Origin of the sequence: Vibrio sp. 2017_1457_13 (assembly GCF_030851525.1) — a bacterium.
GTDB classification, from domain to species: Bacteria; Pseudomonadota; Gammaproteobacteria; order Enterobacterales; family Vibrionaceae; genus Vibrio; species Vibrio metschnikovii.
Window position 1 is genome coordinate 226,270 of record NZ_VHTA01000005.1, and the last position, 24,052, is coordinate 250,321.

Sequence of the window (24,052 nt, forward strand, 5' to 3'; positions counted from 1 at the left end):
AGAATGCCCTTATGCCGTAAGTAATTCGTCAATCTTTATCCCAGCAGCTTTTAAAATGGTACTCATTTTTGCGCCTGTTTCTTCAAGTTCACTTTGTGGCGATGATTCGTGGACGATTCCAGCACCAGCAAAAATACACATTTCTCGTTGGCTAACTTCAGCACAACGAATGGTCACAACCCACTCACCATTGCCTCGCGCGTCACACCAGCCAATCATCCCGCAGAAATAACCACGTTCAAACTTTTCAATCTGTTTAATCGCTTGATAAGCCGAGTGCCTTGGGAAGCCACATACCGCTGGTGTCGGATGAAGTTCTGCCGCAATTTGAAGTGAGTTTATATCTGGATCAATAGCTTGGCCTTCTAATCTCGTTGAGAGGTGGAGCATCGTTTCCGTTTCGATCACAGATGGCACCATGGGGGTAAAGAGATTACGGCAGTAGCCGCTGAGTACTTTTTCAACTTCTTCCACGACAAAGCTATGTTCATTTAAGTCTTTCTGAGTGTCGAGTAAAGAAGTGTGAGATATCTGGTTATCGGATTCATTGATTGATTTTGGACGTGAGCCTGCGAGTGGATTGGAAACCACATGCCCACCTTTTTTCGCCAATAGCAATTCTGGGCTTGCCCCCATCAGCTTAGTTTCTTTTCCAATATCGACAGCAAAAGTATAACCGAGAGAATTAATGGCAAGTAAGTTTCGTAGTAATGCGGTTTGATCAATGATTTGATCGGTGGCTATTCGCACTGATCGAGACAGTACGACTTTAGAAAGATCGGTAGTATTAAACAGGTTTAACAAGGTTGCGACACCCTGTTTATAGTCGTTGCCTGTAGGGGGAGAAATGACCGTCGCCTTGTTTGCGCCAACCTTATTATTTTTACGTTCTCGTGCACTACTGGAGACATACAGCTTCTCAGGGATAAAAAACTTAGTTGGAGTCTTTTCATCAAACGGTACGATAGCAAACAATACAGGATTATCATTCTCTGATTTTTTCACCTGTTCGAGCATTTGGTTAGCACGAAGAGCTAGCTCAGAAAATGGAATAGCTTGATCGAGTTGTTGCTCAATACCCACACCCAGCATTGAGTTATGTGGCGATGCAAAGAAAAAAGGGGCAGTTTCTAGTTCTTGGCTCAACAGTTCTTCAGCCATTCTGGAGAATCCGACAACTTCGCGTTTCATAATGACCTCATTCACAAAGGTGGCAAATATTTGCTATTTGTTTCATACGCAATACATTGTAAGATTATACATGATAACGATTATCAGTTTCAAATGATAATCGATCTTGTTTGGTGGGTGGTTAATATAAAAGAGGAGATGTTAGGTTGAATCAGAACAATCAAACAGTATTGCTAACAGGATCAAGCCAAGGTATTGGGTATGCGGTATTGGAACGACTGCTCATCGAAGGGTATAGAGTGGTTGCAACCGATCGATGCATTGACAAGCTTGATGAACATTTGGCCTCTCTGCAACGACAGTATGCTGATCAGCTCGATTGTTATGCGATAGATTTGCTTGATAGTCAATTAGATCAGAAAGTTGCGCAGCTTTGTCGTCAGTATCGTTTTGATCATTTAGTCAGCTGTGCGGGAATATTAAGCATCGGGAGTGTTTCTTCAATGCCTATTGAAGAAATTAGGAAAATGTTTGAGGTTAATACTTTTGCTGCCATGAGCATTATTCAGAATGTAGCCAAGGGAATGAAACAACGGAAGTCGGGAAATATTGTGGTTATTGGTTCAAATTCCGCTAATACGCCAAGAATGAATATTGGTGGATATGCAGCATCAAAATCTGCCTTGCATCTGTTAGTCAAGTGCTGTGCATTAGAGTTGGCAGAATTCGGTATTCGCTGCAATATAGTCAGCCCAGGTTCTACGAGAACAGAAATGCAGACACAGCTTTGGAATGAAAGTTACGGTGAGCAACAAGTGATTGAAGGAAATCTTGCTCAATATCGTCTAGGTATTCCATTGGGAAGGATGGCTGAACCTGCTGATATAGCGAATACGGTGCTTTTCCTCATGTCAGACTCTGCGCGTCAAATTACTATGCATGACTTACGAGTAGATGGCGGCGCAACGCTCGATAATTAATTATTCGACGATGTTAAAAAGTCAAAATAAAACAGGCTCTTAGAGCCTGTTTTATTAAGCGATTTCTGATTGAAGACAGTGTACTTTACGATAATACTCTACTGCCTGAGCAAGTGTGTCTAGGAAAACAGTGCTGTCTTCCCAGTCTAGGCATTCATCGGTTATCGATTTACCATAAACGAGAGTCTGATCAAGTCTTTGATTTCCACCTTTTAAGAAACTTTCACACATCACCCCTGCTATATTTTGTTCTCCATCAATGAGCTGGGTAGCGATATCTTTCACCACTTTCAATTGATTTTTAGCAATTTTACTGCTGTTCCCGTGACTGCAGTCAACAATCAGTCTAGGGCTAAGATTGTTGGACTCTAAGTGTTCAGCTGTATTTTTTATATGTTCGCTTGAATAATTGGGAGTTAAGCCACCACGCAAAATAATGTGACAATGTTTATTGCCTACTGTGTGTGCGGCCATTGGGGTGCCATCAGCTGAGGACACAATCAGTACATGATTATCTTGTGCTGCGTGAATCGCATCAATAGAGATTGCGGTATTGCCATCGGTCCCATTTTTGAATCCGATTGGGCAATCTAATCCAGAGGCGAGTTGGCGGTGTGGTTGTGATTCTGTTGTCCTTGCTCCAATTGCTCCCCAGCAGATCAAATCAGCGATGTAAGGTGCGATATTGGTGTCAAGAAACTCTGTAGCCGTTGGGATCCCAAGTTCAAGTATCGATTTCAGCAGCTTTCTGCTGCGATACAGGCCTTGAACTAAATCAAATTGGCCGTTCAAGTTAGGATCAACGATGTATCCTTTCCATCCTCTGCGGGTTCGTGGCTTTTCAAAATAAGTTCTCATCACGATTTTTAAGCTATCACGATATTTTTCTTGAATTTTGGCGAGCCGCATCGCGTATTCTAGGGCTGCTTTAGGATCATGGATCGAGCATGGGCCAATAATGACTAAGAGACGAGAATCCTCCCCACAGATAATACGCTTAATTTCCTCTCTTTGTTTTTTAACAAAGCGATACAGTCGTTCATCCATGGAAGTATTGGTTAACGATACGCCAATATCGGGCAAAGGGGAGAACGTTGAAGCATTGATGACGTCAGTTATAGAGTGCATGGGCGTTTCCAAATCGAGCTAATCTGTGGTTTTCTATTGTCCCACATTTGTTAATGATAACCATTATCATTGCGTTTGAGGTATAGTGTGAGACTAACGGTAATTTGTCAATATTCAGAAGAGGTAGGAAAATGGGGAAATGCGTCCTAGTATATATAACACATTGTTTTTGTTGCATTATAAATATTAATACTAACCATTGTCATTTGCTGGCTGGATAGAAATACTCATGTTTATTCCAAACTTGCCTAGTTTTTTAGAAATCCATTTCTTAACCGTGGATTATTCGTATCACTTCATCAATACCATGTTAATGGAGTATACCGAGTTACCTCACACCTTAAATCAAGCGGTATTGAAGCGAAAATGTGAGTTCTTGGCCGGTAGAGTATGTGCACAACGTGGGCTGAATCAATTGATGGATTCTCGCGTAGTGAGTATTAAAATCGGAGAACATCGGCAACCGATGTGGCCGACTGGGATAGTTGGGTCTATTTCCCATTGTTTGGGCTATGCCGTTTCAGCCGTCGGATTTCAAAGCGACGAATGTATCTCAGTTGGAATAGATATTGAGAAAGTCATCACTACGCAATTTGCTAAAGAAATTACCAATCAGGTGTTGTCAGAGGGTGAGATGGTTTTCGCAGAACAGTTTGACGAATTTCAATCGTTCTTAACCCTTGTTTTTTCCGCGAAAGAGTCGATTTATAAAGCGATTTTTCCTTTTGTAAAACAAGTTTTAGATTTTGACTGTGTACAGTTGATTACTGTGGATCAAAAACAAAAGACATTACAATTTCAGTTTTCTCCTTTTTTACTTGAGGTTCTCAATTCGAGAGTGACGGTCAACTACCATTTTTGTCAGGCAGATACAGTAGCGACTTGGTGTTTGCTCTCAACAAATCATCTTCATTTCAGAACGATGAAAGACGCGGTTAACTTGATTGATTGAAGCCGTCGTTGTTTGGGCCTCGTCGTTTATCTCAATCGCATCGTGTGTTCATATTCAGGCGATTGTTCCTTGATCAGTAACGATGGGTTCTATTTTGGCTGTCTAGTCAATACGATACAGAAGGCGAATAATCTGACGGAGAAGTATTGACTAACCCAGTATGGAGACCGTTGAAATGCCTTATAAAATAACGTCACTCGACCCTTTTGGGGTTATGGTTGAAGCGCAACACTCTTCTACCCATGTTGTTGAGCTTGATATATCGAGCTTACGCCATCTGTTTGAGCGTCATCAGCTCGTGCTCCTACGGGGCTTTACGGTTTTTGAACAGGCTGAAGATTTTGCTGATTATTGTGAGCAATGGGGAGAAGTGAGCATATGGCCGTTTGGCCGAGTACTTGAGCTGATTCAAAAAGAGCAGCCCGAAGATCATATTTTCGACAGCAGTTACATGCCGATGCATTGGGATGGTATGTATCGTCCGCAAGTACCGGAATATCAGATTTTCCAATGTGTTGAGGCTCCCTTACCCGGTAATGGTGGGCGGACAACGTTTTGTCATACCATGCTTGCCTTAGACAATGCTTCGGAGCAGGAGCGCTCATTATGGCGGAAAGCGACGGGACACTATCAACGTAAAATGGAGTTTTATCACAGTAAAACGGTTTCTCCCATCGTGATGCCTCATCCATATAAAGGCTATGAGGTTATTCGTTATAACGAACCCCATGTGGTCGACAATGGTGATTTATTGAATCCTCCTGATGTCTCGTTATCGGACATTTCAGATAGTGAAGCGATGGCGTGCCATCAAAGTTTACGCCGCGCTTTGTATGACCCACGCAACTTCTATGCACATGAGTGGCAGTCAGGAGACATTGTTATTACTGATAACTTCTCTTTATTGCATGGCCGCGAGGCTTTCACATCACATACCCCACGGCATATTCGTCGTGTGCAGGTTTTAAGCAATCCGCCTTACCATAACCCTAGTTTGGAGTCGTACGAATGTCCGCAAGAGTAGTTGATATTGTTATTATTGGTGCAGGTCCGGTTGGTTTAATGAGCGCTTACTTAGCGCAGCGATGTGGATTGAGTACGGTTATCATTGATAAATCGTCAGAGCCATTACAGGTTGGTCGTGCTGATGCGCTTAATGCGAGAACGTTACAATTATTAGAAATTGTCGATCTGTTTGAGCCGCTGTATCCACTGGGTAAGCCTTGTAATACCAGTTCCGTATGGGCAGATGGGCAATTTATTTCCCGTCAATCTTCATGGTGGGAAGCGTTGGAAGGCTGCTTACATCCGCATTTTTTGATGCTTGGTCAGTCTTATCTTGAGCAGCTACTGGACGATAAACTCACGTCATTGAATGCCCCTGTATGGCGTCAAACATCGGTGAAGGATATTGTCATTCATCCAGAGAAGTGTCTGACCGAGCTAACCAATGGCGAGATCATTGAGTCGCGTTTTGTGATTGGTGCCGATGGCGCTCAGTCGTTTGTTCGCCAGAGGTTTACTATTCCCTTCCAGATAGTGCGTCCGGAAATTATTTGGGCTGTGATTGATGGCGTTATTGACAGTGACTTCCCCAAAGTCCCGGAAATTATCGTCTTTCAAGCAGAGACTTCGGATGTCGCGTGGATTCCTCGTGAAGGTGACATCGACCGTTTTTATGTCCGAATGGATACGCATGACTTTACCGTAGAGCAAGTGATCGAAAAAATTAATCGTGCTATGGCACCACATCAATTAAGGTTTAAAAAGAGAGTGTGGTTCTCTCAATTTGCGGTCAAAGAGTCCGTTGCTGAGCGTTATGACATAGAAAATCGCCTCTTTTTAGCCGGAGATGCTTGTCATGTTCATTCTGTCAATGGCGGGCAAGGTTTGAATACCGGATTAGCCGATGCGTTTAATTTGATCTGGAAACTGAACATGGTCCTAAAAGGTCATACGAATGAGTCACTGTTAACCAGCTATCAAGAGGAGCGTCAACCCGTTGCCCAGAGTGTAATTGCCAGCTCGGGTGAGTTAGTGCGCTCGACCAAGTTTTCTGCAACGAATACTCATGCGCAAGATTACGTGAAAATAGTCGAGAAGCGTTCGGGCAATATTACCGGAATGGGCATTCGTTATGGTGAACAAGGATTAGTCGGTACGCGGATATTTGATTTTGTATTCAATACGCCAACGCAAAAAACTCGGCTTTATTCATTGCTGGATTATCGTCAATGGACATTATTGATCGCAAGTGATACCGATTATAAGTTGAATTTGCCAGAGTTTATTAAGGTGATTCGAATTGGCTCTCGGGCAGAATATGCTCCTTATTGGACAAGTCAAAATCCGTATACTGACCAAGCGTTATTAATACGTCCAGATGGCTACATTTATTCAATCCATAATTTGCTTGATTTGAATGTGTGGTTAGCAACCAGTATCGAGACAATATCGAATAGTTTATTCGTGCAACCTGAGCTTTAAGCGGTGAGGACGATGATCGTCCTCACCAAAAGACAGTTGATGGTGGAGCAAATGATTTGCTTATTTCTTTGCCACTCATCGACTATCTAAACGCCAGTGATGTTACCGACGACTCATTTTATGAGGAAAAATAGTCGGGTTATTTATTCTCCATCATATTTTGAGTGATGCTATCAAATAATCAATAAAGCACCGTACACGAGGCGGAATATTTTTGCGACTTGGGTAGAGAATATTCATCGTTGTGCTGACTTGGTAAAAATCGGGAAATAACCGAATGAGCGATGGGCCGGGGATTTTATCAATTAAAAAATGAGCGATAGGGCCAATCCCTAATCCATTTTGAATCATTGCCATAACACCCAGCGGCGCATTACTGGTGTGCTTAGGTTGTAATTTTATTTGCTGCTCCTGCCCATTATGGTTAGTTAATGTAAGAATATTATTCGGTAAATTTAGCCGAGATAGGTAAACCCAGTCGTGATCTTGTAAATCGTCTAGGCAAGTGATCGGCTTGGCGTTATTGAGATAATCTTGGCTGGCGTAAATACCTAATTCAAAAGGAGCAATCACTCGGCCTACCATCGACGATGACGTCAACTCACCAATTCTAATCACTAAATCGAGGTTAGATTCGACCATATCTTGCAGACCATCATCTAAGCAAAGATCAAAATTGACATGTGGATACTGCTGATAAAATTCATTTAATAATGGATTGATCAGAAAGGTTCCAACGTCAATCGTCGTTCCAATACGAATTGTTCCTGATATCTCTGACGCTAAATGATTCACCGCCCCCAGCGCTTGATCGGCGATATTCAGTAAGCCACGGCTGTATTGATAAAAAGTACTTCCCTCGGTGGTCAAACTAATTTTTCTGGTTGTTCGATGAAGTAGCCGCACATTGAGTTTTTTTTCTAATAGAGTGACTTGTTCACTGACCTTGGATTTCCCCATGCCGAGTGACTCTCCCGCTAATGTGAAGGAACCACATTCGACCACTTTATTAAATATGGCAATACGTTTTAATTCATTAAGCATTACTGTTCCCTTATTGGTAACTTTGGGTTCTATTTTTGTCATCTAGTCAAACTGCGTTGTCATCTAAATAATGACACAGTCGATTAGAGAGAATTTGAATGCTTTGGTTTCGATTTAATAATAATTAAATTATTAAACCCCACTTTTATGGGAGCGGTTCCATTTTATGGGTTGACAATAACCTAAATTGTCATCGTTTATTCAGTATTATGAAAAATAATTAAGGGCTGGTTATGCTTGATGTTTACCGAGAAACAGAGATAGATAAAATCACGTTTATTTTACTTGACCAAATTATTGCGCAATGTGATGCATCGTATCAAGGGATTGCTACACTAAAACAGCAACTGCGTGATTCGATAAGAGAACAGAAAAAAATAAAATTACTATTACCTGCATTCCCATGTAAAACCAATAATTTAGATAAAGTAATCAGCCATGAGCCTGATATGGGGGAATATCTAGTGTTAAGACGCTTTTTACAGTGTCTTCGTGATATTGAAGCGGTTTATTCTCCGGGGGTCGTCTTATATATTTTTTCAGACTACCATACATTCTCAGATTATATTGCCGTTGATTTGTCTCATCATTATGCGTATTCTGATGGACTAAAAGAAATGCTTGTCAATATGCATGCTGAAGATTTAATAAAAATAATTAATTTTGAAGATTTTAAAGAGTTTGAGCATCTTTGTGATACCGAGTATTTTTCTGGATTACGTAATATGTTTTCAGAGCCAGGCTACGCTGAAAATTTCACTGAGTTAAAACTTAGGAATAATAAAATGAATCAAACCTATCTAGGTTTGAAAAAATTCATGAGTCAAGATCAAAAATATGTATTGTCAACGCTTTCTTACAAAGAGCGTCGTCTTCGTTTAGCTGAAATTGCTAAAGGAATGATGATACAAGGGAAAGCTCTAGATAACTTTCTAAAACAAAAGTTTGCCGATTCGATTCGTTTGAGTATTCATGAGCATCCAATGAATGGAAAAAAGTATTCATTATATTTATTTGCAGAGCGACAATTTAAAACACCTTGGCATAGCACAGTACTTTTTGATGCAAGCCAAGGTAAAATCATGATTGATACTAAAGAAAATCATCTCAAGCGTACAGGCGTTATTTTACCTATTTTCTATAAGGGTAAAACATGGTGTTATTTACAATTAACTTGCGCTGATCAATCTATGAGCCACGTTGTCAGCCAAATTCGAGCAGAGTTACATCATGAAAAAGCAGGTTTACGTTTAATCAGTCCTACACCTTCTTTATCGGCGTCTGTCTTGAACATTAATGAATTGAGCCAACTGGTTAAAGAGTTTGGTTCGGTGTTATTGCATGGTTTTGCGCCTTTTCATCATCCGGATGATTTTTCGACTTGGTATCTGCAACATCGTTCTGCTGTCATTTGGGGTAATGATAGCGTTGTTGAAAAATTGTCCGGTGAGGCGCTACAGCAATCTATTGGTTGGCAATTCGCCACTTTATCCGATGCGATGGCTAATGGAACTTATCGATACGATTACGAAGATATTACTCCTCATGAATATGCTCTGTATTGCGCTTGTTCAGAAACGCCTGTCCATATGACTACGATAGATGCTGGATTAGCGCCACTAACCTTACGTGGTCAAGAACGTGAGCAACTACGAAAGAGCACGTTATATCCAATAAAGCATCACCAAGACTACGCGGAGCAGGAATTACCACCATTGATTCGTTATTGCCAAGTATCTCGGCAAGATATTTTGCGTTGGCAGGGTCACTCATGTGGTCAAAATTCAACAATACGCTTACCGCAAGTGGATGGGCGATCAAGTGGGGAGCCGATTGAACAGCGTCTTGACCATTTATGCACAGAGCCGTCTCTTTGCTTTGAACATACTTTGGTGGCAGGGGATATTCTTTTCGTAAATAACTTAACGACACTGCAAGCGAGCTATTCGTTATCACCGAGCAATCAATGTTGGCGTATTCAATTGCAGCCACCATCGATCAACTCACCATGGCAGCCACACAATCGTATGGTGCAAAAGGCCGTCAGTGAAGTAGTGTGAAGATACATTGATGTATGGATAAAAGGCACAACAGCTAATCACGCTGGGTGCCTTTTCTGATTTGTCTTACCCGTGATATAGAGGAAGAGACAGATAGTTATCTCTTGGAGACCTATTGCCTCGAACCGGTGAACGGTATTTAACTAATAGCCTGCCCAAGAGCAATAAAAAATGGCACGTTAAACAGGACATTGAAAGGAAAAGTAATGCCTAGTGCCGCGGTGATCGACATCCCTGCATTGGCTTCGGGCAGGCTTTCTTTCATTGCGGCTGGGACAGCAATATACGATGCACTGGCTCCAAGTACCGCCATCAGCGTGATCCCGCCAGCGCTAAACCCAAGTAGCATGCCGAGCCCTGTGCCCGCTAACCCGCCAATCATCGGCATCAAAATAGCAAAGCTGATTAAAAACAGACTGTTATCCCTAAGTGTTGCCAATTGCTGACCGGCGATCAAGCCCATTTTCAGAAGAAATAACGCTAAAATAGCCGAGAAAAGGTCAATAAACAGTGGCGAAAGCTTGTGAACGGTGTCTCCTCCTACATAGCCAATCACTAAACTGCCAATCATTAATAATAGGCTGGGATTGGCGAGGAGTTCTTTTTTAAGAAAGTGACGATTAATCAGCGATACGCTGCCTTTGGCGAGTATTAAACCAACGATGATCGCGGGCATTTCCAATAACACGACAAACAGAGGGAAGTAAGCTTCATACGGGATCTGCTTAGCTTCGAGCAAGGCAACCGCGACGGCATAAGTTGCAACACTGACGGAGCCATAGTGAGCGGCAATCGCTCCAGCATTGATTTTGTCTAACTGACCAAAATACCGCAGTAGCGGATAAGCGATCAGGGGCAGCAACAAACCAAATGCCACCACAATCAAAGCCATCACGAGAAGACTTGCTGCGATATGCGCTTGTAAGGCAATACCGCCTTTAAGGCCTATCGCAATCATCAATATCAGACTGAGGGTTTTATACAGGTTATCTGGGAAAGGAATTTTTGCGCCCAGTAGCTGGCAGACAATACCCAGAATAAAAAAAGCAATCACCGCATCAAGCACCATGTTTAGTGCTCTCCTTGCTTGTTAAGCTGATGGTTGGTATTTTCGTTTTTACAGAACGATTAAACGCGGTTTTAAGCCCTTCAAACGCGGTATAACTTGCTAGCAAAGTAGCACAAACAAGAAAACTAAACGCGTTATACCCGATGGATAAACCTACATAGTAGAAGGTTACCAGCATCATCACTGTGGTCATTGGCAGCGCCATTGTACGAAATCTCATTACACTCTCCTGCAAATTTTTCAGCATGTTATGCTGTTTTAACAATAGATAAAAATAGATAATTACTAACTTTTATATAGATAATGCTCTATATTATCTCGGTGAACTTGGTTGGAGGTGAACAATGGCATCGAGATTACACGCCCATATTGGCACGTTTCGCCAGCTAGAGATCTTGTTAGCGGTTTATCATGGCGGAAGTATTACTGCCGCGGCAGACAGTTTATTTTTAACTCAACCTACGGTTTCTATGCAGTTAAAAAAACTTGCTGAGGCGATAGGCTTACCGCTTTATCAACAAGTTGGTAGAACACTTCGTTTTACCGATGCCGGATTAGCCACGGTAGAAACGGCGAAAAAAATTCTCCAAAACTGTGAAGAATTGGAGATGCGTTTATCTCGTTTCAAAGGCCTTGAGTCAGGGACATTAAAATTAGCTGTGGTGACAACGGCAAAGTATTTTATTCCTCATTTACTTGGCCCTTTTTGTCAGCGCTACCCGGGGATTGATATTCAGTTGACGATAGCCAACCGACAGCAAGTGATGGAGCGCTGTGAGCATGGTGCCGATGATTTTTATGTGTTTAGCCATTTGCCCGAAGGGTTAGAGCTGGACGTGATTGAATTCATGGCCAATGATTTGGTGGCGATTGCCGCGGCGAGTCACCCTTTTACACAACAAGAGAGGGTGTCATTAGCCGAGTTTTGTCAGGAAGATTTTTTGATCCGCGAAGTGGGGTCGGGAACCCGCTATGCGACGGAAGCTTTTTTTAAGAAACAGCCCTATCAGCCTAATATTAAAATGACCATTGCCAGTAATGAGGCGATTATTCATTCTGTATTAGCTCGCTTGGGTGTGTCTATCTTGTCTGCTCATACCTTGGCGTTTGGTAATATATACGGTGTTAAAGTGATTAACGTCGAGTCGTTACCGATCAAAACCAGATGGTCATTCTCGTGGACTCGCCAGCGCGCCTTATCCCCGATTGCCGAGGTTTTTCTCAATTACGTGCAAACAGAAGGGCGTGAAATCATTCAGCAAACGGTGCAATTGTCATAGCGAGTTGGTTGCTTATCTAAAGAGTAAAGTCTGTATTGGCAATCACGATGATTAATAAGGAATATAAATATGAAAAAGTGGTTATTACTGATCACGATTGCGATATTGGGCGTGGCATTTTTTGCACTCGATCTTAATCAGTTGCTGACCTTAGACGGCGTTCAGCGTCATTTAGCGCAGTTTGAACAGTGGCGTACTGATGCGCCTTTGCTGGTCGGGATGCTATTTTTAGCGATCTATGTGCTAGTGACTGCCTTGTCGTTACCGGGAGCTGCGGTGATGACGCTCGCCGCTGGGGCGTTATTTGGTTTATGGTGGGGAACTCTGATCGTTTCTTTTGCTAGCACCATCGGTGCTACCTGCGCTTTTTTAGTTGCGCGTTATTTATTGAAAGAAACCGTACAACGGCGTTTTGGTGAGCGCTTACAAGCGCTGAATCATGGCGTAGAAAAAGATGGAGCCTTTTATTTATTTACCCTACGACTGGTGCCTATTTTCCCCTTTTTTCTGATCAATATTTTAATGGGCTTAACCACGCTTCGCGCCGTAACTTTTTACTGGGTCAGTCAAGTGGGAATGTTGGCTGGAACCCTTGTCTACGTTAACGCTGGCACCCAACTGGCGCAATTAGAGAGTCTTGGGGGGATTTTATCGCCAGCGATTTTATTCTCGTTCGCGTTGTTAGGGATATTCCCTTTGGTCGCGAAAAAAGTGGTCGAGAAAATCAATCAACGCCGGCGAGTCAGTGAATAGCGGTTATCGTTACCCTGAACGTGAATCGGATATTAATTTAACGACGGCTTTGGCGACTGCGTGCCGCTCTTTCTTTATGAGCGGAAGCCGCTTTAGCTTGTGATTTCAAAATCGAGTCTACGGTTAATTCCATCGGCTCTTTTGGCTGTAAGCCATGAGGGAAGGTACGTGCCCGTGGTGATATATTGAACTCTTCACTGGAAGCGCGAGGCATACGTTTAAAACGATACAGATAAAAGTTTTCTAACTTTTCTCGTGCCCAATCGGTTTTATTTAAATATTTGACACTACTGGCTACCGAAGGGTTGGTATGAAAACAGTTAAAGCGCATCGCCGTATCTAAAATATCCCAGCCATAAAAATCCACCAGCTCTTGCAGTAAGGTTTCTAACTTAAGGCCGTGTAATGGGTTGTTTTTTTGTAGTTCGATTCTTTCTTGATCAGTCATGATAACCGGCTCCTAAGGGTAAACGGTAGATAGGGTAGGTATAGCAGGATTTGGCAGATATTGGTGATGTACTTGTTCATCCTTGCAGAGGGTGCGCATTCTAGCAGAGTTGATCGTACTTCCCTATGATTATCTCTGATCCGTTAACACTATCCCCTTGCTACTTGAAGTTGCAACGATGTCAGTTCAGCTCGTTTTAATATTGATGCTGATCGAGAGTCGTTTATCTGCAACTCCAAGTCGTTTGGGTATCACATCATTTAGGAAGCGGATGAATGAGTGGTAAAATAGTGCAAACGTTCAACCAATAAATCGACAAATCCCTGCCGATCAACATCAAATAACACGGTCGCATTAGCGGGATGATTGGTGAGCTGATAACGATCAACCACGGTCATGCCTTGCGTGTATTCACCTTGAGTTTCAATACCGACCCAGCATCTTTGAGCTTTAAACAGTTCAGGGGCCAGTAACCAAGCGATGGTGCATGGATCATGCAACGGTGCGCCTGCTAGCCCCCATTTGGGATCACGATGGTAAATCATAAAAAAGTCGAGCAGTTCGGCAACGACACCAGCAATCGGATTATCAATTTTCCGAATACGTTCGATATCCTCATCCATGATTTGCGCCCGATGGGTGACATCGAGGCCGCACATGGTGATCGGAATACCAGATTGAAAAACCAGCTTAGCGGCTTCTGGATCGACATAAATATTAAATTCCGCGGCCGGAGACCAGTTTCCGGTTTCAGCGCCGCCGCCCATTAGGACAATTTCTTCAATTTTCGGTATTAAATCACGATGGGTGGCCAACAGCAGCGCAATATTAGTCAGTGGTCCAGTTGGTACTAGAGTAACGGGCTGGTCGCTTTGTCTAAGGATGTTAGCCATGAGCTCAACGGCGTGTTCCGCTTGGGGAGCAAAGCTGGGGTCAGGTAACGTTGGTCCATCCAGACCACTTTCACCATGAACATTATCGGCAATGATCAGCTCTCGCATCAGGGGCTTTAATGCTCCACCGGCAACCGGAATATCACTTCTACCCAGTAAGGTAAGAATACGTAAAGCATTATTTAAGGTTTTCTCAGGGGTTTGGTTACCGGCACTCGTGGTCACCGCTTTGATTGCTAATGATGGAGAAGCGCACGCTAGAATTAACGCAATGGCATCATCATGGCCGGGATCGCAATCTAAAATAATCGGACGTGTCATAAAGAAGGGTACTCCGTTTGTTTTTAGACTTCAGTGTATCGATTTTGCGAACCACAAAGTGTGAGTCTGTCGCTGAAACGAAGAAACCTACTGTAAGCGGAGAAGAAAAAGTGTGAGGTATGTAAAATTAAGTTATTGAGGATTGCTATTTAAGAAGCGTTGCAGCTCTTGTTCATCAACAATAGTTAGTCCAGTCGCGGTTTTTTCCACTAATCCTTGAGCGATCAATTCGTTGACCGCTCGGCGATAGACTCTGCTTGAGGTGCCAAATCGCTCGGCTTCTTGACTCGCTTTGCTAAAGCTCCCCAGCGCCATCGTTGAGCGTTGGCGCAAAAGTAAGTCATAAGCAATGTTATAAGTCAAAGGATGAAGTAGGCGGTTAGTGTAGATCTCCATTGAATCTCGGTAATCTTCCGCCAACGCAGCGGCAAAATACACCATCATTTCTGGATGCTGTTCAAGGGTTTTTGCTAGCGAAGCTAGACAAATAATATCGACTTGTAGATGCTCATCGGCGGTGACCGTCCACTGACAGGGCGTTGCGGTAAAAAACTCCATCTCACCAAAAATATGATAGTCACAGTTAGCCTCACCTAATTGAAATCGTCGACCGTTAGCGGCGAGAATGCTCATTGAAACGCGCCCGCCGGGAACCACGTAAATATGCTCTAATGGCTCACCTTGCTTAAGAATATCGCTCCCAGCATCGATATAAGCCGTGCTGATTTGGCATTGATAAATGAATGTCTTAAAGGCTTGCTTTTGTTCTTCAAGGTAAGCATGGAAGCGACCAGATGAATAGGGAGTTATTTTCATAATCTATCGACGAGAAATCAGGATGCTCAACGTTAGCTTGATTAGCCACAGGCCGCAAGTTTTGCCTTCTCTGATGTAAAAATCAATGAGCGCTAAGAGATGAGATAAGCAGCGGTATCGTAGTCACCGCTGCTTAATGCGCTTGCAGGAAAAATTAAACGCAGTGACTCAATGCATCTAACGCTGCCGTTGCGGCAAGCTTTTCACCTGCCATCATCGCTTGATCAGCGTTAACGTATTGCGTGACGCCTTGCTGTACATCTTGCTGGTACAAAACGACATTATTGAGCACAGACGCAACTTGTAAGCCACGTAATCGACCTACGGTAAGCAACGCTGATGTTTCCATATCTGCCCCCAAGACTCCTTTCTTATTCCAATAATGGCAAAGGTTTTGTTCTTCATCGGTATAAAAACTATCGTGTGAGCGAACCAATCCAAAATGGACCGCTGTGGGCTGCTGTATTAAAAATGCGTGTAAGCGACTCAGAAGCGAAAAGCTGGAAAATGCAGGGTAGGTGTCTGCAATATAGGCTTTTGATCCCCCTTCATCACGCACCGCGGCTTCCGCGACAATTAGATCACCCAGTTGAATGTTAGCCTGCATTGCACCAGCAGAACCAACGCGCACAATATGGCTGACACCGCACTGCTTTAGCTCTTCAATCGCGATAATCAGTGAAGGCGCTCCAATACCAGTACTGCATACGGTGATCTGTTGCCCATTATAACGACCATTGAATAAGCGGTATTCACGATTTTCAGCAATCAGCTGAGGATCATCGAGTAGCGCCGCGATTCGATTGGCTCGATTGGGTTCCCCACAGACAATCACTCGATTGGCGACTTGGCCATAGGCGACATTGATGTGAGGCTGAATCATACTGTGGCCTCTTGAACTTGGTTTGCTGACGTCACAGTTTGGCTATTACGTTTTGCGGTACGAACCCATTGCCGAGTTCCATTTGCGGCAATAAACATCAAAATAGCGTATTGCACAGACATCGCATAAACACCTTGAGTCGCATAAATACCGACACTAATGATGTTAATCACAATCCATAGCATCCAGTTTTCGACATATTTACGTGTCATTAAAATTTGCGCGACGACTGATAATACCGTCATGGTTGAATCCCAAAATGGAAAAGCATCGGGCTCTAAGACAGGTTGTGCAAGGTCCGCTCCTAATCCATTCATGATATCGACACTAATGTTCGCGAGAGCTAAAAAGAAAGGGTCAATATAAACCGTCAGTAAGCCAATGCTGACGATACTGATGCCTGCCGTGATCAGCAGTTTTTGTTTGCTTAACCAACGAACTTGTAGAATATCACCTTCCGCGTTGGGTTTTGTCCATGCGTACCAACCGTAGACATTCGCGCAAAAAAAGAACAATTGAAGCAGCAACAAGCCGTAGAGTTGAATTTGAAAAAATATCACGGCAAATAAGGTGACGTTGAGCAAACCAAAAAGATAGTTGATGGTTTTTTCTTGGCTGGCGAACCAAATGCACAGCAAGCCAAATACTGTACCAAAAGCTTCGATCCAGCTCATGGCGTAGCCAGAACCAATCGGGATATTAACCAGTGTGTTATTAATATCGAGTAGAGCAAAAAGATCCATAGTCATTACCGTGGTGATTTATTTTGTGCGCTTATATTAAGTGGTTCTTTGCGTTAAGAGGGAGGACATATGTCCCCCTGCGATTGAGAGCGATCATACATTTAATCAATAATCTGTTTTTATAAAGGCTGAAAACCGGCTTATTTACTCTTCATATTTAAAGCGCGTGGTTATTTGATAGTCCGAGATAGTTAAATGCGACCGACTGCAAGGGTTACCTTGGTTATCAGAACCGACCGATAACTGTTTGTCTTGGTGATCGAAAACCACTTCAACATACTGACAATCCTCTTGGCCATCACGAAGAAAAGGATTTTTAACGGTTGGTTTGACACTAAAAGAATGGGGATCTGGTGCGTCTAGCGTGAGTGGTGAGTTAACGCTCGGTCGAGCATCAGAGGCCAGATAATCGTAGCTTTCTTGATAATCAAGATAAGGATTATGAGTGGCTGGTAATTTGAAAATGAAACTGTCTTTTGCTGGCGCGTCAAGGTCTAAGGTCTGTGCCGCTTTATCGCTATTGCTTTGGCTAAATATATCCAATTCTTTTTCAGACGCTGTCACGGATAGTGAAATCAATAACAGTGTCCCTGCCAACTTTGAGATGTGATGTAGTTGCATATGAGTATCTTGTCCATCTTTTATGATCAATATCTGGGAACGGTACCATATACATTTTTTTACAAAAGTAAATAAATTTAGGGATTGCAAAGCCAGCGTTTTACTGAGTTGGATTTTTTACTGCGCAGCTTTAATTGTGATATTTATCACGTCTTTTTGATTTTCACTGTATGGGTTAAACGGTAGTTTTTAAATCTAACGTGTTAATAATTATAAGTATATTGAATTTTTTGGTTATTTTTAGCACAATCATAACTTAATTTTAGGTTAATGCAAATGATAGTAATTGTTATTCGTATAAAGTAGTATTGCGCACATTGTAAATCTGTTATTGATCAATAAGGTAATCTCTCAGATGTTGACTAAAACGCTACTTTCTACCTCAATATTGCTTGCTCTTTCCCCTGCGGCGTTCGCCGAAAAAACAACTCAGTTTGATGAAGTGGTCATCTCTGCGACACGGACGACGCAAAGTCTTGATAATACCGCAGCCTCGGTAGCTGTGATCTCAAGTAAAGAATTAGAAGCAACTATGGTTAGAGACGTTGCGGACATTTTTGAATACACGCCGGGAGTAACGACTAGTGGTTCTTCACGCCAAGGAATGCAAACCATTAATATTCGAGGAATAGAGGGCAACCGCATTAAAATTTTGGTTGATGGTGTTACACAAAGCCAAGCTTTTGACGGTGGGCCTTACTCTTTTATTAATTCAAGTGCTGTTAGCATCGAACCAGATATGCTCAAAAGTGTTGAAATTGTTAAAGGGGCGGCATCAAGCCTACACGGAAGTGATGCTATTGGCGGCATTGTAGCTTTTGAGACCAAAGATCCACGAGATTTTTTAAAAGGGGATGCGACGACAGGTGGGCAAATTAAATTATCTTATGCCTCGGAAGATAAATCATTCAGTGAACACGTTGCTATTGCTCATCGTAGCGGTGATTTAGAAACCTTAGTAGCGTTTACTCGTCGTGATGGTCAAGAGCCAAAAAACTTTGGTGATCATAAAGAAAATTATTCAATTTCTGGGCAAGATAGCGCGAATAATGACTTATTATTGAAGCTACAATATCAACTTTCTGAAGCGCATCGAATCGAGTTTACAGGAGAAATGCTGCGTAATCAGGTTGACTCTGATATTGTTCACTCAAGTTATAAAAATTATACTGGACGAGATATTACCAAGCAGTACCGTCTTGGATTAAAACATATTTGGTTTTCTGATTTATCGCTTGCCGATACGATAACCAGTCGAGTCTCATGGCAAAGTAAGGAAGAAAACGGTTTAACTAAGCGTTTTCAGCCAGCCTCTGCCGGAAGGCCTCCTTATCAACCCGCTAACAATGATAATCATCAAACGAAAGATTATTTTTATAGCGATGACAAAATTGAATTAGAAGCTCAGTTCGATAAGCTCATTACTTTAAATAATAGTGAGCATAATATTATGTATGGTATCAATTTACTACGCAGTGATATTTCAAACATTAACAATGAATATAATTCTGATCCAGCGACACCAAATCAGGTGATTGTGTATACACCCGATGCCGAAGAGCAGAAAATTGGTTTATTTATTCAAAACGAAATTGCTTTGTTTAATGGTAATCTGATTGTAACACCTGGATTACGTTACGATTCATTCAGTACTGATCCTGGCGATAATGCTGGAAAAGGACTATCCAAGTTTAATGATTCTGCCATAACCGGGCGATTGGGTACTCTTTATCGTTTAGATCCAAACAGTGCAATTTTTGCGCAAGTAAGTCAGGGGTTGCGCTCACCTAACTTTACCGAGCTCTACTATACCTTTAGTAATCCTGCTCATGGTTACGTTAATGAACCCAATTCAAATCTTAAGTCTGAAAAAAGCCTTTCTTATGAGCTAGGCTATCGCCACAATAACGATTTTTCTGCAACAGATTTCTCACTATTTTATAGCAGCTATGATGATTTTATAGAGCAGGTAGTGACTAAGGTCGAATCGAGAATAAACTACTACTCTTATATCAATTTACGTGAAGCGACTATTAAGGGCGTCGAATTATCTAATCAGTTAAAATTAGATGAATTATTGAATGCTCCACGAGGATTGACGACTCGACTAGCAGCGAATTATACCGAAGGTAAAGATGGTGATGGACGACCTCTCAATAGTATCAATCCATGGAATGTTGTGGCAGCTTTAAATTTTGATGATCCAGATTCAACATGGGGAACGAGTTTAAAGCTTAATTATACTGCGGGAAAATCAAACCGTAATATTAATAATGATAAAGCAACTGGTGGTACAGAGAATCAAGTTGAGTTATCTAGTTCAACTATTTTTGATATTACAGCTTATTATAAACCAATCAAAGACCTGACTTTGACTGCTGGTATATTTAATGTTACAGATAAAGAGTACTACCGCTGGAATGATATTAGAGGTAAGAATATTTTAGATAATGATTATTCTCAAGCGAAGCGTAATTTTGCAATTACGGCAAAATATGAGTTTTAATTATTAAAGTAAAACGTTATTTTGCTCTACCATAGTTTTAGATTGTCTTCTGACATCTGAAACTATGGTATTGCATTGACTAATTCTGCCCAAAATATTCATCTGGCATATCTCAATCTAAACTCTTATTCATTGAAATATAAGGTTTTACTGCAATTTTCATCTCTTCTTCTCAAATAGCTATCTTTTGTAAATGATAATGCAATTGATAATTGATATTGTTTAGTCGTTGAGTAATAATCTCCCCATTAAGGCGCTTAGTTTTGATTTGGAGCACGACGTGAATTTCCCCAGATATTGTGTTGCGGCGACACTTTCACTTGCCATTCATGGAACCCTGCTGTTGATGGATGATGAAGCCAAAGTTTTTGCTATGCCTGCTGGGAATCAATCGACCTCGGTATCGCTCAACTTTGTTGCTCAGCCTCAAACCCTACGTCATGAGCCGCCAGTGTCATCGCCAGCTGAAGCTAAACAGCAGAGTAAGCCGAATACGCCTAAGCCAGAGCAGAAAAAGCCTCAAGAAGCGAAAAAGGTAGTAAAGCCCGATAAGCCTTCTCCTGTGACTCAACCATTGGCGAAAAAAACAGCGCCGTCATCATCGTTAGTCAAGGAAGAATCGACCAATCAGTGGCAAGAGAATAAGGAGTCTGCTCCAGCGCCCAGTCGTAGTGGGGTAACCAATCAACCTACGCTTGTGGAAACGCCCTCATTTCTTTCGCGCCCCACACCGCCTCACTATCCAAGGCTGGCTCAAAAGCGCGGTATTGAGGGGGTGGCGTTATATGAAGTATGGCTGGATGAACATGGCCGACAAATTAAGCAAATTTTACTCTCTTCATCGGGGGCTCAATTGCTCGATCAGTCGGCGCTGAATGCGATTAAACAATGGCAATTTTCACCTTACACGGTGAATGGGCAAACCATGGCTCACCGTGTACAAATCCCTGTACGTTTTAAATTGGAAGGATAATGGAACTACTGACTCAACTTGAGCAAGAGCTTGGCCTGATGGCTTGGCCGCTATTTTTGTGCTCTCTTTTCGCGACGATGATTATCGTTGAACGTCTAATCCAAGTGTTATTTACCCTTGGGGCTAGTCGAGGTTCGATTGGTGCGGCGCTGAATCAAATTTCCCCAATGCACAGCGATCAAATTGAAGCGCTAGCCGAGGAGTTATCGACTAAGCGGTCACTGCTTTACAAAGGGGTCGCGATGCTGTTGGCTCATCACGATTTTTCTAAAGGACTGCGTGAAGATACGGCGGGTATTTGGCTTCAAGATAAGCGCCATCAGCTTCATTCCGGACTACGATTATTATCCCTCATTGGTGCGATCAGTCCATTACTGGGTTTATTAGGTACGGTACTCGGATTAATTGAAATGTTTAAAGGTGTCGCGCTGTCGTCTGGCAATATTACACCGAATGATCTCGCAGATGGATTAGGGATTGCGATGCGCACGACGGCGGCAGGTTTATTGATTGCCGTTCCTGCGATTACCGCAGCTCAATTACTTGGCGCGTGGGCAGATAGAGTCATGGCAAAACTCGAGCATACTTTAAACTATGTCAATTTATGGCTTGAAGGGGTATCGCTACAGCATGACTGCACGACTAAAAATGGGCGTTGCAGCCACGCCAATGATGTCGTTGAAAAAACAGCGGTCAATCCATCATGATCAAAACACCACCAACGACAGAATCCTCATTGATGCCAGACTTAACGCCATTATTGGATATTATCTTTATTGTTATGGTGTTTTTATTGCTGACCGCAGCGGTTAAGTTTACGTCATTAGACGTGTCTTTACCGAGTACCGATTCATCTGTGGTCAGTGAAATCAATACGCAGTCCATTACGGTAAATATTTTGGCTCAACAGCCGTATTGGGCAATTGATGGTACCAGTTATGTCGCTTGGCAGGATTTTACAGAGGCATTATTAAAGCGCAGCAAAACCAGCGAACAGCCGATTGTGATTGCAGCGGATAAAACCGCTCAAGTACAGAATTTGGTCAGGTTACTGGCATTTTTACAAGAGAATGGCATTGCAGCTACGCAGCTTCTAACCGATGAAAACCAATAGGTTCTAGAGTTGTAAAACTTAACATCGCTGATGAGACAGACGAAGATCCCATCAGCGATATTGGTTTATGGCGTATTGATGTATTTTTTAAAACGCAAATTTAAGCGCCGTTTGGCTGTTGAATTGTTCAGCATCTCGATAGGTATTGTAGCCCACTGAAAGTTCAACAGAAAATGTTGGGCCAAACATAAATTGTGAAGTGAGTTTGTAATCGTTCATGACGTCACTATCTAAATACGAGATTCGATATCGTGGGGTGAGTGACCAAAAGGAACTGATGGGAATAGCGATACCAATGTCGGCTGCAGGGCCATACTCAGCAAATTTATCGGAACCAGCACCTTCGGTATGACGTTCTCTAGCAACCGTATATCTAGCGGCACCCAATGTATAAAAAACGGATGCAGAATGAAAGTTATTGTATGCGCCGAGACCTAAGAAAGTACTTGATACGTCGGTATTGCCAGATGTCCCCATTTCATATTCAACTTTACCATAGCCATTAATATTGTCGGGAGAGTAGCTACCCGTCACATTAACACCAAACAGCGAGCGGGATCCCTTACCTGTGTAGTCGGAACCTAAAAAAGACGACAAACTATCACTTTTTTGCTCACTGAATTGCAAGCCAAGCCCTAGGTAAGAATAGTCCCCAAAGGAGTTAGCATTTGCGCTAAAGCTAAGTGTAGCAATGATGCTAATTATTGGGATGAACGACAGTTTTTTCATAATACAGTGGCCTCTAAATTGCCAATTAGTAAAAAGAGTGCGCATTGTAATCCCCAATAAAACACTGTTCAATATTTTTTTGTATTTTATTTGAACGATGAGGAGTGATGCTGAGTATTCATATCGAGTTAAGAGTGAATCGATGGCGATTGAAACTGGTTGCGAAATGCTTTTGGCGTCATTGCTTTAATGGTTTTAAATTGGCGATTAAAGTTAGAGAGATTGCTAAAACCAGTTTTCTCTGCCACTAGGGCAATAGGGAGCGAAGAGCTGGCCAACAGCTCGCAGGCTTTACCAATCCGAAACTGTTTGAGATGCTCAGAAAAACTCATCGAATAGTGTTTTTCAAATAAGCGATAGGTCGAACTTTCACTCATGTGCAGTGTGCGGCATAAATCGGTTATTTTGATTGGTTCGGCAAAATGGCTTTCGATATACTGCTTGGCGAGATGAACTTTTTTATGTGCTTCACTGTCGGCGCTTAATTGCGATAATCGATAGGCTGAGGCCGATAAGCGCCGTGCATTTTGATCTTCGGCCATGATCAATAACGATTCAATGACGCGTAAAGCTTGATAAGAATGGTCTAACATTTCAATGCCACTTAACTGCTTAGCAATACGTTGTGCCGTTGCACTACAGAGCTGTAAGCCATAAGCTGAACCTTCAAGTAAACGCTTGATAGGCTGAGTTCGAGGCAGAATAGTTTGAATCTTATCAACCCACGCTTGTTTAAACCATACGATGGTTGAATGTAGTGCTTGTGCTTGTTTGTGGTGCAAGCGTCCGGTGATCATATGCGGTAAGCCGGGCCCGTATAAAAGCAAGGTGTGATTATCCACAGTACCGCTGGCGTCTCCTGCAAAATAATTGCCCTGAAAGTTATTGTTCGGATTGTGATAGAGCACCAATTCATATTCCGTATGGTAGTGCCATGGACAAGAAAATTCCTCAGTATTGGCTTGGCAATGATAATGACGGATGAGCCAATCGCAGCTTGGATCCTGTAATACATTTTCAATCAAAGGGCGCATTGGGTCTCTCCATTTATTTTCTTTGATCATAAAGGCTTAGTCTTTTCTGTCAAATAGTGTGTTTATTTTGACGGATTAGTATTAAAA

Annotated in this window: 24 protein-coding genes; 11 read left to right on the forward strand and 13 right to left on the reverse strand. The window is 42.3% G+C overall.

The features are described from left to right. Nucleotides 1-9: 9 nt before the first annotated feature. The gene (locus FKN88_RS08590; RefSeq protein ID WP_158137114.1) at nucleotides 10-1,191 is read right to left on the reverse strand and encodes an isochorismate synthase; all 1,182 of its coding nucleotides are present in this window, start codon (nucleotides 1,189-1,191) and stop codon (nucleotides 10-12) included. Between the two features lie 146 nt (nucleotides 1,192-1,337). Between FKN88_RS08590 and FKN88_RS08595 the strand changes: the two genes are divergently transcribed. After that, a complete protein-coding gene (locus FKN88_RS08595) occupies nucleotides 1,338-2,111 on the forward strand; it encodes a 2,3-dihydro-2,3-dihydroxybenzoate dehydrogenase (protein WP_004396942.1) in 774 nt (257 codons plus the stop codon). A 54-nt stretch (nucleotides 2,112-2,165) separates the two neighbouring features. Here FKN88_RS08595 and FKN88_RS08600 read toward each other — a convergent pair whose 3' ends face one another. Further along, the gene (locus tag FKN88_RS08600; protein WP_154170893.1) at nucleotides 2,166-3,239 is read right to left on the reverse strand and encodes a 3-deoxy-7-phosphoheptulonate synthase; all 1,074 of its coding nucleotides are present in this window, start codon (nucleotides 3,237-3,239) and stop codon (nucleotides 2,166-2,168) included. 229 nt (nucleotides 3,240-3,468) lie between these two features. Between FKN88_RS08600 and FKN88_RS08605 the strand changes: the two genes are divergently transcribed. From FKN88_RS08605 to FKN88_RS08615, 3 genes are all read left to right on the forward strand, one after another. After that, nucleotides 3,469-4,191 carry a 4'-phosphopantetheinyl transferase gene (locus tag FKN88_RS08605; protein ID WP_154170894.1) on the forward strand — a complete coding sequence of 241 codons (723 nt, stop codon included), beginning with the start codon at nucleotides 3,469-3,471 and terminating at the stop codon, nucleotides 4,189-4,191. Nucleotides 4,192-4,366: 175 nt separating this feature from the next. Next, nucleotides 4,367-5,215 carry a TauD/TfdA family dioxygenase gene (locus tag FKN88_RS08610; protein WP_306687424.1) on the forward strand — a complete coding sequence of 283 codons (849 nt, stop codon included), beginning with the start codon at nucleotides 4,367-4,369 and terminating at the stop codon, nucleotides 5,213-5,215. After that, nucleotides 5,200-6,678, forward strand: coding sequence for an FAD-binding protein (locus FKN88_RS08615; protein WP_158137109.1), 1,479 nt, complete (start codon nucleotides 5,200-5,202; stop codon nucleotides 6,676-6,678). The genes FKN88_RS08610 and FKN88_RS08615 overlap by 16 nt, the downstream gene beginning before the upstream one ends. Before the next feature lie 153 nt (nucleotides 6,679-6,831). Here the strand turns inward: FKN88_RS08615 and FKN88_RS08620 are convergent, their stop codons facing one another. After that, nucleotides 6,832-7,722 carry a LysR family transcriptional regulator gene (locus FKN88_RS08620; protein ID WP_306687423.1) on the reverse strand — a complete coding sequence of 297 codons (891 nt, stop codon included), beginning with the start codon at nucleotides 7,720-7,722 and terminating at the stop codon, nucleotides 6,832-6,834. 233 nt (nucleotides 7,723-7,955) lie between these two features. On the opposite strand from FKN88_RS08620, the gene FKN88_RS08625 reads away from it, so the two are divergent. After that, entirely contained in the window at nucleotides 7,956-9,782 is a 1,827-nt protein-coding gene (locus FKN88_RS08625; RefSeq protein WP_306687422.1) for an L-tyrosine/L-tryptophan isonitrile synthase family protein, read from the forward strand. Nucleotides 9,783-9,921: 139 nt separating this feature from the next. Here the strand turns inward: FKN88_RS08625 and FKN88_RS08630 are convergent, their stop codons facing one another. Together FKN88_RS08630 and FKN88_RS08635 are read right to left on the reverse strand one after the other, a co-directional pair. After that, nucleotides 9,922-10,851, reverse strand: a complete 930-nt coding sequence (locus FKN88_RS08630) for a sodium-dependent bicarbonate transport family permease (protein ID WP_154170897.1) — start codon at nucleotides 10,849-10,851, stop codon at nucleotides 9,922-9,924. Then, nucleotides 10,841-11,071, reverse strand: coding sequence for a hypothetical protein (locus FKN88_RS08635; protein WP_154170898.1), 231 nt, complete (start codon nucleotides 11,069-11,071; stop codon nucleotides 10,841-10,843). The genes FKN88_RS08630 and FKN88_RS08635 overlap by 11 nt, the downstream gene beginning before the upstream one ends. Nucleotides 11,072-11,195: 124 nt before the next feature. Between FKN88_RS08635 and FKN88_RS08640 the strand changes: the two genes are divergently transcribed. Beyond that, nucleotides 11,196-12,131: a LysR family transcriptional regulator gene (locus tag FKN88_RS08640; RefSeq protein ID WP_154170899.1), complete on the forward strand. Its 936-nt coding sequence runs from the start codon at nucleotides 11,196-11,198 to the stop codon at nucleotides 12,129-12,131. A 69-nt stretch (nucleotides 12,132-12,200) separates the two neighbouring features. Then, complete coding sequence (locus FKN88_RS08645) at nucleotides 12,201-12,884, forward strand: TVP38/TMEM64 family protein (protein ID WP_306687421.1); 684 nt, start codon at nucleotides 12,201-12,203, stop codon at nucleotides 12,882-12,884. Between the two features lie 37 nt (nucleotides 12,885-12,921). Here FKN88_RS08645 and FKN88_RS08650 read toward each other — a convergent pair whose 3' ends face one another. The 6 genes from FKN88_RS08650 to FKN88_RS08675 all read right to left on the reverse strand — a co-directional run bounded on the left by FKN88_RS08650 (nucleotide 12,922) and on the right by FKN88_RS08675 (nucleotide 17,609). Beyond that, a complete protein-coding gene (locus FKN88_RS08650) occupies nucleotides 12,922-13,332 on the reverse strand; it encodes a VF530 family DNA-binding protein (RefSeq protein ID WP_004396952.1) in 411 nt (136 codons plus the stop codon). A 260-nt stretch (nucleotides 13,333-13,592) separates the two neighbouring features. Further along, nucleotides 13,593-14,546: a pyrimidine-specific ribonucleoside hydrolase RihA gene (gene rihA / locus FKN88_RS08655; protein WP_154170900.1), complete on the reverse strand. Its 954-nt coding sequence runs from the start codon at nucleotides 14,544-14,546 to the stop codon at nucleotides 13,593-13,595. Between the two features lie 132 nt (nucleotides 14,547-14,678). Next, nucleotides 14,679-15,362, reverse strand: a complete 684-nt coding sequence (locus tag FKN88_RS08660; protein WP_154170901.1) for a Crp/Fnr family transcriptional regulator — start codon at nucleotides 15,360-15,362, stop codon at nucleotides 14,679-14,681. Between the two features lie 154 nt (nucleotides 15,363-15,516). Beyond that, complete coding sequence (locus FKN88_RS08665) at nucleotides 15,517-16,245, reverse strand: nucleoside phosphorylase (RefSeq protein WP_306687420.1); 729 nt, start codon at nucleotides 16,243-16,245, stop codon at nucleotides 15,517-15,519. Further along, entirely contained in the window at nucleotides 16,242-16,988 is a 747-nt protein-coding gene (gene pnuC, locus FKN88_RS08670) for a nicotinamide riboside transporter PnuC (RefSeq protein WP_154170902.1), read from the reverse strand. Before pnuC ends, FKN88_RS08665 begins: the two co-directional genes overlap by 4 nt. A 144-nt stretch (nucleotides 16,989-17,132) precedes the next feature. Then, nucleotides 17,133-17,609 (reverse strand): hypothetical protein, encoded by a 477-nt coding sequence (locus FKN88_RS08675; RefSeq protein WP_154170903.1) that lies wholly within the window; start codon nucleotides 17,607-17,609, stop codon nucleotides 17,133-17,135. Nucleotides 17,610-17,964: 355 nt separating this feature from the next. Between FKN88_RS08675 and FKN88_RS08680 the strand changes: the two genes are divergently transcribed. The 4 genes from FKN88_RS08680 to FKN88_RS08695 all read left to right on the forward strand — a co-directional run bounded on the left by FKN88_RS08680 (nucleotide 17,965) and on the right by FKN88_RS08695 (nucleotide 22,202). After that, nucleotides 17,965-20,115 carry a TonB-dependent hemoglobin/transferrin/lactoferrin family receptor gene (locus FKN88_RS08680; RefSeq protein WP_306687419.1) on the forward strand — a complete coding sequence of 717 codons (2,151 nt, stop codon included), beginning with the start codon at nucleotides 17,965-17,967 and terminating at the stop codon, nucleotides 20,113-20,115. A gap of 280 nt (nucleotides 20,116-20,395) precedes the next feature. Beyond that, the gene (locus tag FKN88_RS08685) at nucleotides 20,396-21,088 is read left to right on the forward strand and encodes an energy transducer TonB (RefSeq protein WP_154170905.1); all 693 of its coding nucleotides are present in this window, start codon (nucleotides 20,396-20,398) and stop codon (nucleotides 21,086-21,088) included. Continuing rightward, entirely contained in the window at nucleotides 21,088-21,795 is a 708-nt protein-coding gene (locus FKN88_RS08690) for a MotA/TolQ/ExbB proton channel family protein (RefSeq protein ID WP_158145154.1), read from the forward strand. Before FKN88_RS08685 ends, FKN88_RS08690 begins: the two co-directional genes overlap by 1 nt. Next, a complete protein-coding gene (locus FKN88_RS08695) occupies nucleotides 21,792-22,202 on the forward strand; it encodes a biopolymer transporter ExbD (RefSeq protein ID WP_306687418.1) in 411 nt (136 codons plus the stop codon). The genes FKN88_RS08690 and FKN88_RS08695 overlap by 4 nt, the downstream gene beginning before the upstream one ends. Before the next feature lie 87 nt (nucleotides 22,203-22,289). Here the strand turns inward: FKN88_RS08695 and FKN88_RS08700 are convergent, their stop codons facing one another. Together FKN88_RS08700 and FKN88_RS08705 are read right to left on the reverse strand one after the other, a co-directional pair. Beyond that, the gene (locus FKN88_RS08700) at nucleotides 22,290-22,931 is read right to left on the reverse strand and encodes a hypothetical protein (RefSeq protein WP_158137094.1); all 642 of its coding nucleotides are present in this window, start codon (nucleotides 22,929-22,931) and stop codon (nucleotides 22,290-22,292) included. Nucleotides 22,932-23,059: 128 nt separating this feature from the next. Next, nucleotides 23,060-23,965, reverse strand: a complete 906-nt coding sequence (locus FKN88_RS08705; protein ID WP_306687417.1) for an AraC family transcriptional regulator — start codon at nucleotides 23,963-23,965, stop codon at nucleotides 23,060-23,062. Nucleotides 23,966-24,052 lie beyond the last annotated feature (87 nt).

Excerpts from the sequence above, each read along its gene's own strand:
- FKN88_RS08590 (WP_158137114.1), bottom strand. The coding sequence starts at position 1,191 with ATGAAACGCGAAGTTGTCGGATTCTCCAGAATGGCTGAAGAACTGTTG.
- FKN88_RS08600 (WP_154170893.1), bottom strand. The coding sequence starts at position 3,239 with ATGCACTCTATAACTGACGTCATCAATGCTTCAACGTTCTCCCCTTTG.
- FKN88_RS08605 (WP_154170894.1), top strand. The coding sequence starts at position 3,469 with ATGTTTATTCCAAACTTGCCTAGTTTTTTAGAAATCCATTTCTTAACC.
- FKN88_RS08610 (WP_306687424.1), top strand. The coding sequence starts at position 4,367 with ATGCCTTATAAAATAACGTCACTCGACCCTTTTGGGGTTATGGTTGAA.
- FKN88_RS08615 (WP_158137109.1), top strand. The coding sequence starts at position 5,200 with ATGTCCGCAAGAGTAGTTGATATTGTTATTATTGGTGCAGGTCCGGTT.
- FKN88_RS08620 (WP_306687423.1), bottom strand. The coding sequence starts at position 7,722 with ATGCTTAATGAATTAAAACGTATTGCCATATTTAATAAAGTGGTCGAA.
- FKN88_RS08625 (WP_306687422.1), top strand. The coding sequence starts at position 7,956 with ATGCTTGATGTTTACCGAGAAACAGAGATAGATAAAATCACGTTTATT.
- FKN88_RS08630 (WP_154170897.1), bottom strand. The coding sequence starts at position 10,851 with ATGGTGCTTGATGCGGTGATTGCTTTTTTTATTCTGGGTATTGTCTGC.
- FKN88_RS08635 (WP_154170898.1), bottom strand. The coding sequence starts at position 11,071 with ATGAGATTTCGTACAATGGCGCTGCCAATGACCACAGTGATGATGCTG.
- FKN88_RS08640 (WP_154170899.1), top strand. The coding sequence starts at position 11,196 with ATGGCATCGAGATTACACGCCCATATTGGCACGTTTCGCCAGCTAGAG.
- FKN88_RS08645 (WP_306687421.1), top strand. The coding sequence starts at position 12,201 with ATGAAAAAGTGGTTATTACTGATCACGATTGCGATATTGGGCGTGGCA.
- FKN88_RS08650 (WP_004396952.1), bottom strand. The coding sequence starts at position 13,332 with ATGACTGATCAAGAAAGAATCGAACTACAAAAAAACAACCCATTACAC.
- rihA (WP_154170900.1), bottom strand. The coding sequence starts at position 14,546 with ATGACACGTCCGATTATTTTAGATTGCGATCCCGGCCATGATGATGCC.
- FKN88_RS08660 (WP_154170901.1), bottom strand. The coding sequence starts at position 15,362 with ATGAAAATAACTCCCTATTCATCTGGTCGCTTCCATGCTTACCTTGAA.
- FKN88_RS08665 (WP_306687420.1), bottom strand. The coding sequence starts at position 16,245 with ATGATTCAGCCTCACATCAATGTCGCCTATGGCCAAGTCGCCAATCGA.
- pnuC (WP_154170902.1), bottom strand. The coding sequence starts at position 16,988 with ATGGATCTTTTTGCTCTACTCGATATTAATAACACACTGGTTAATATC.
- FKN88_RS08675 (WP_154170903.1), bottom strand. The coding sequence starts at position 17,609 with ATGCAACTACATCACATCTCAAAGTTGGCAGGGACACTGTTATTGATT.
- FKN88_RS08680 (WP_306687419.1), top strand. The coding sequence starts at position 17,965 with ATGTTGACTAAAACGCTACTTTCTACCTCAATATTGCTTGCTCTTTCC.
- FKN88_RS08690 (WP_158145154.1), top strand. The coding sequence starts at position 21,088 with ATGGAACTACTGACTCAACTTGAGCAAGAGCTTGGCCTGATGGCTTGG.
- FKN88_RS08695 (WP_306687418.1), top strand. The coding sequence starts at position 21,792 with ATGATCAAAACACCACCAACGACAGAATCCTCATTGATGCCAGACTTA.
- FKN88_RS08700 (WP_158137094.1), bottom strand. The coding sequence starts at position 22,931 with ATGAAAAAACTGTCGTTCATCCCAATAATTAGCATCATTGCTACACTT.
- FKN88_RS08705 (WP_306687417.1), bottom strand. The coding sequence starts at position 23,965 with ATGCGCCCTTTGATTGAAAATGTATTACAGGATCCAAGCTGCGATTGG.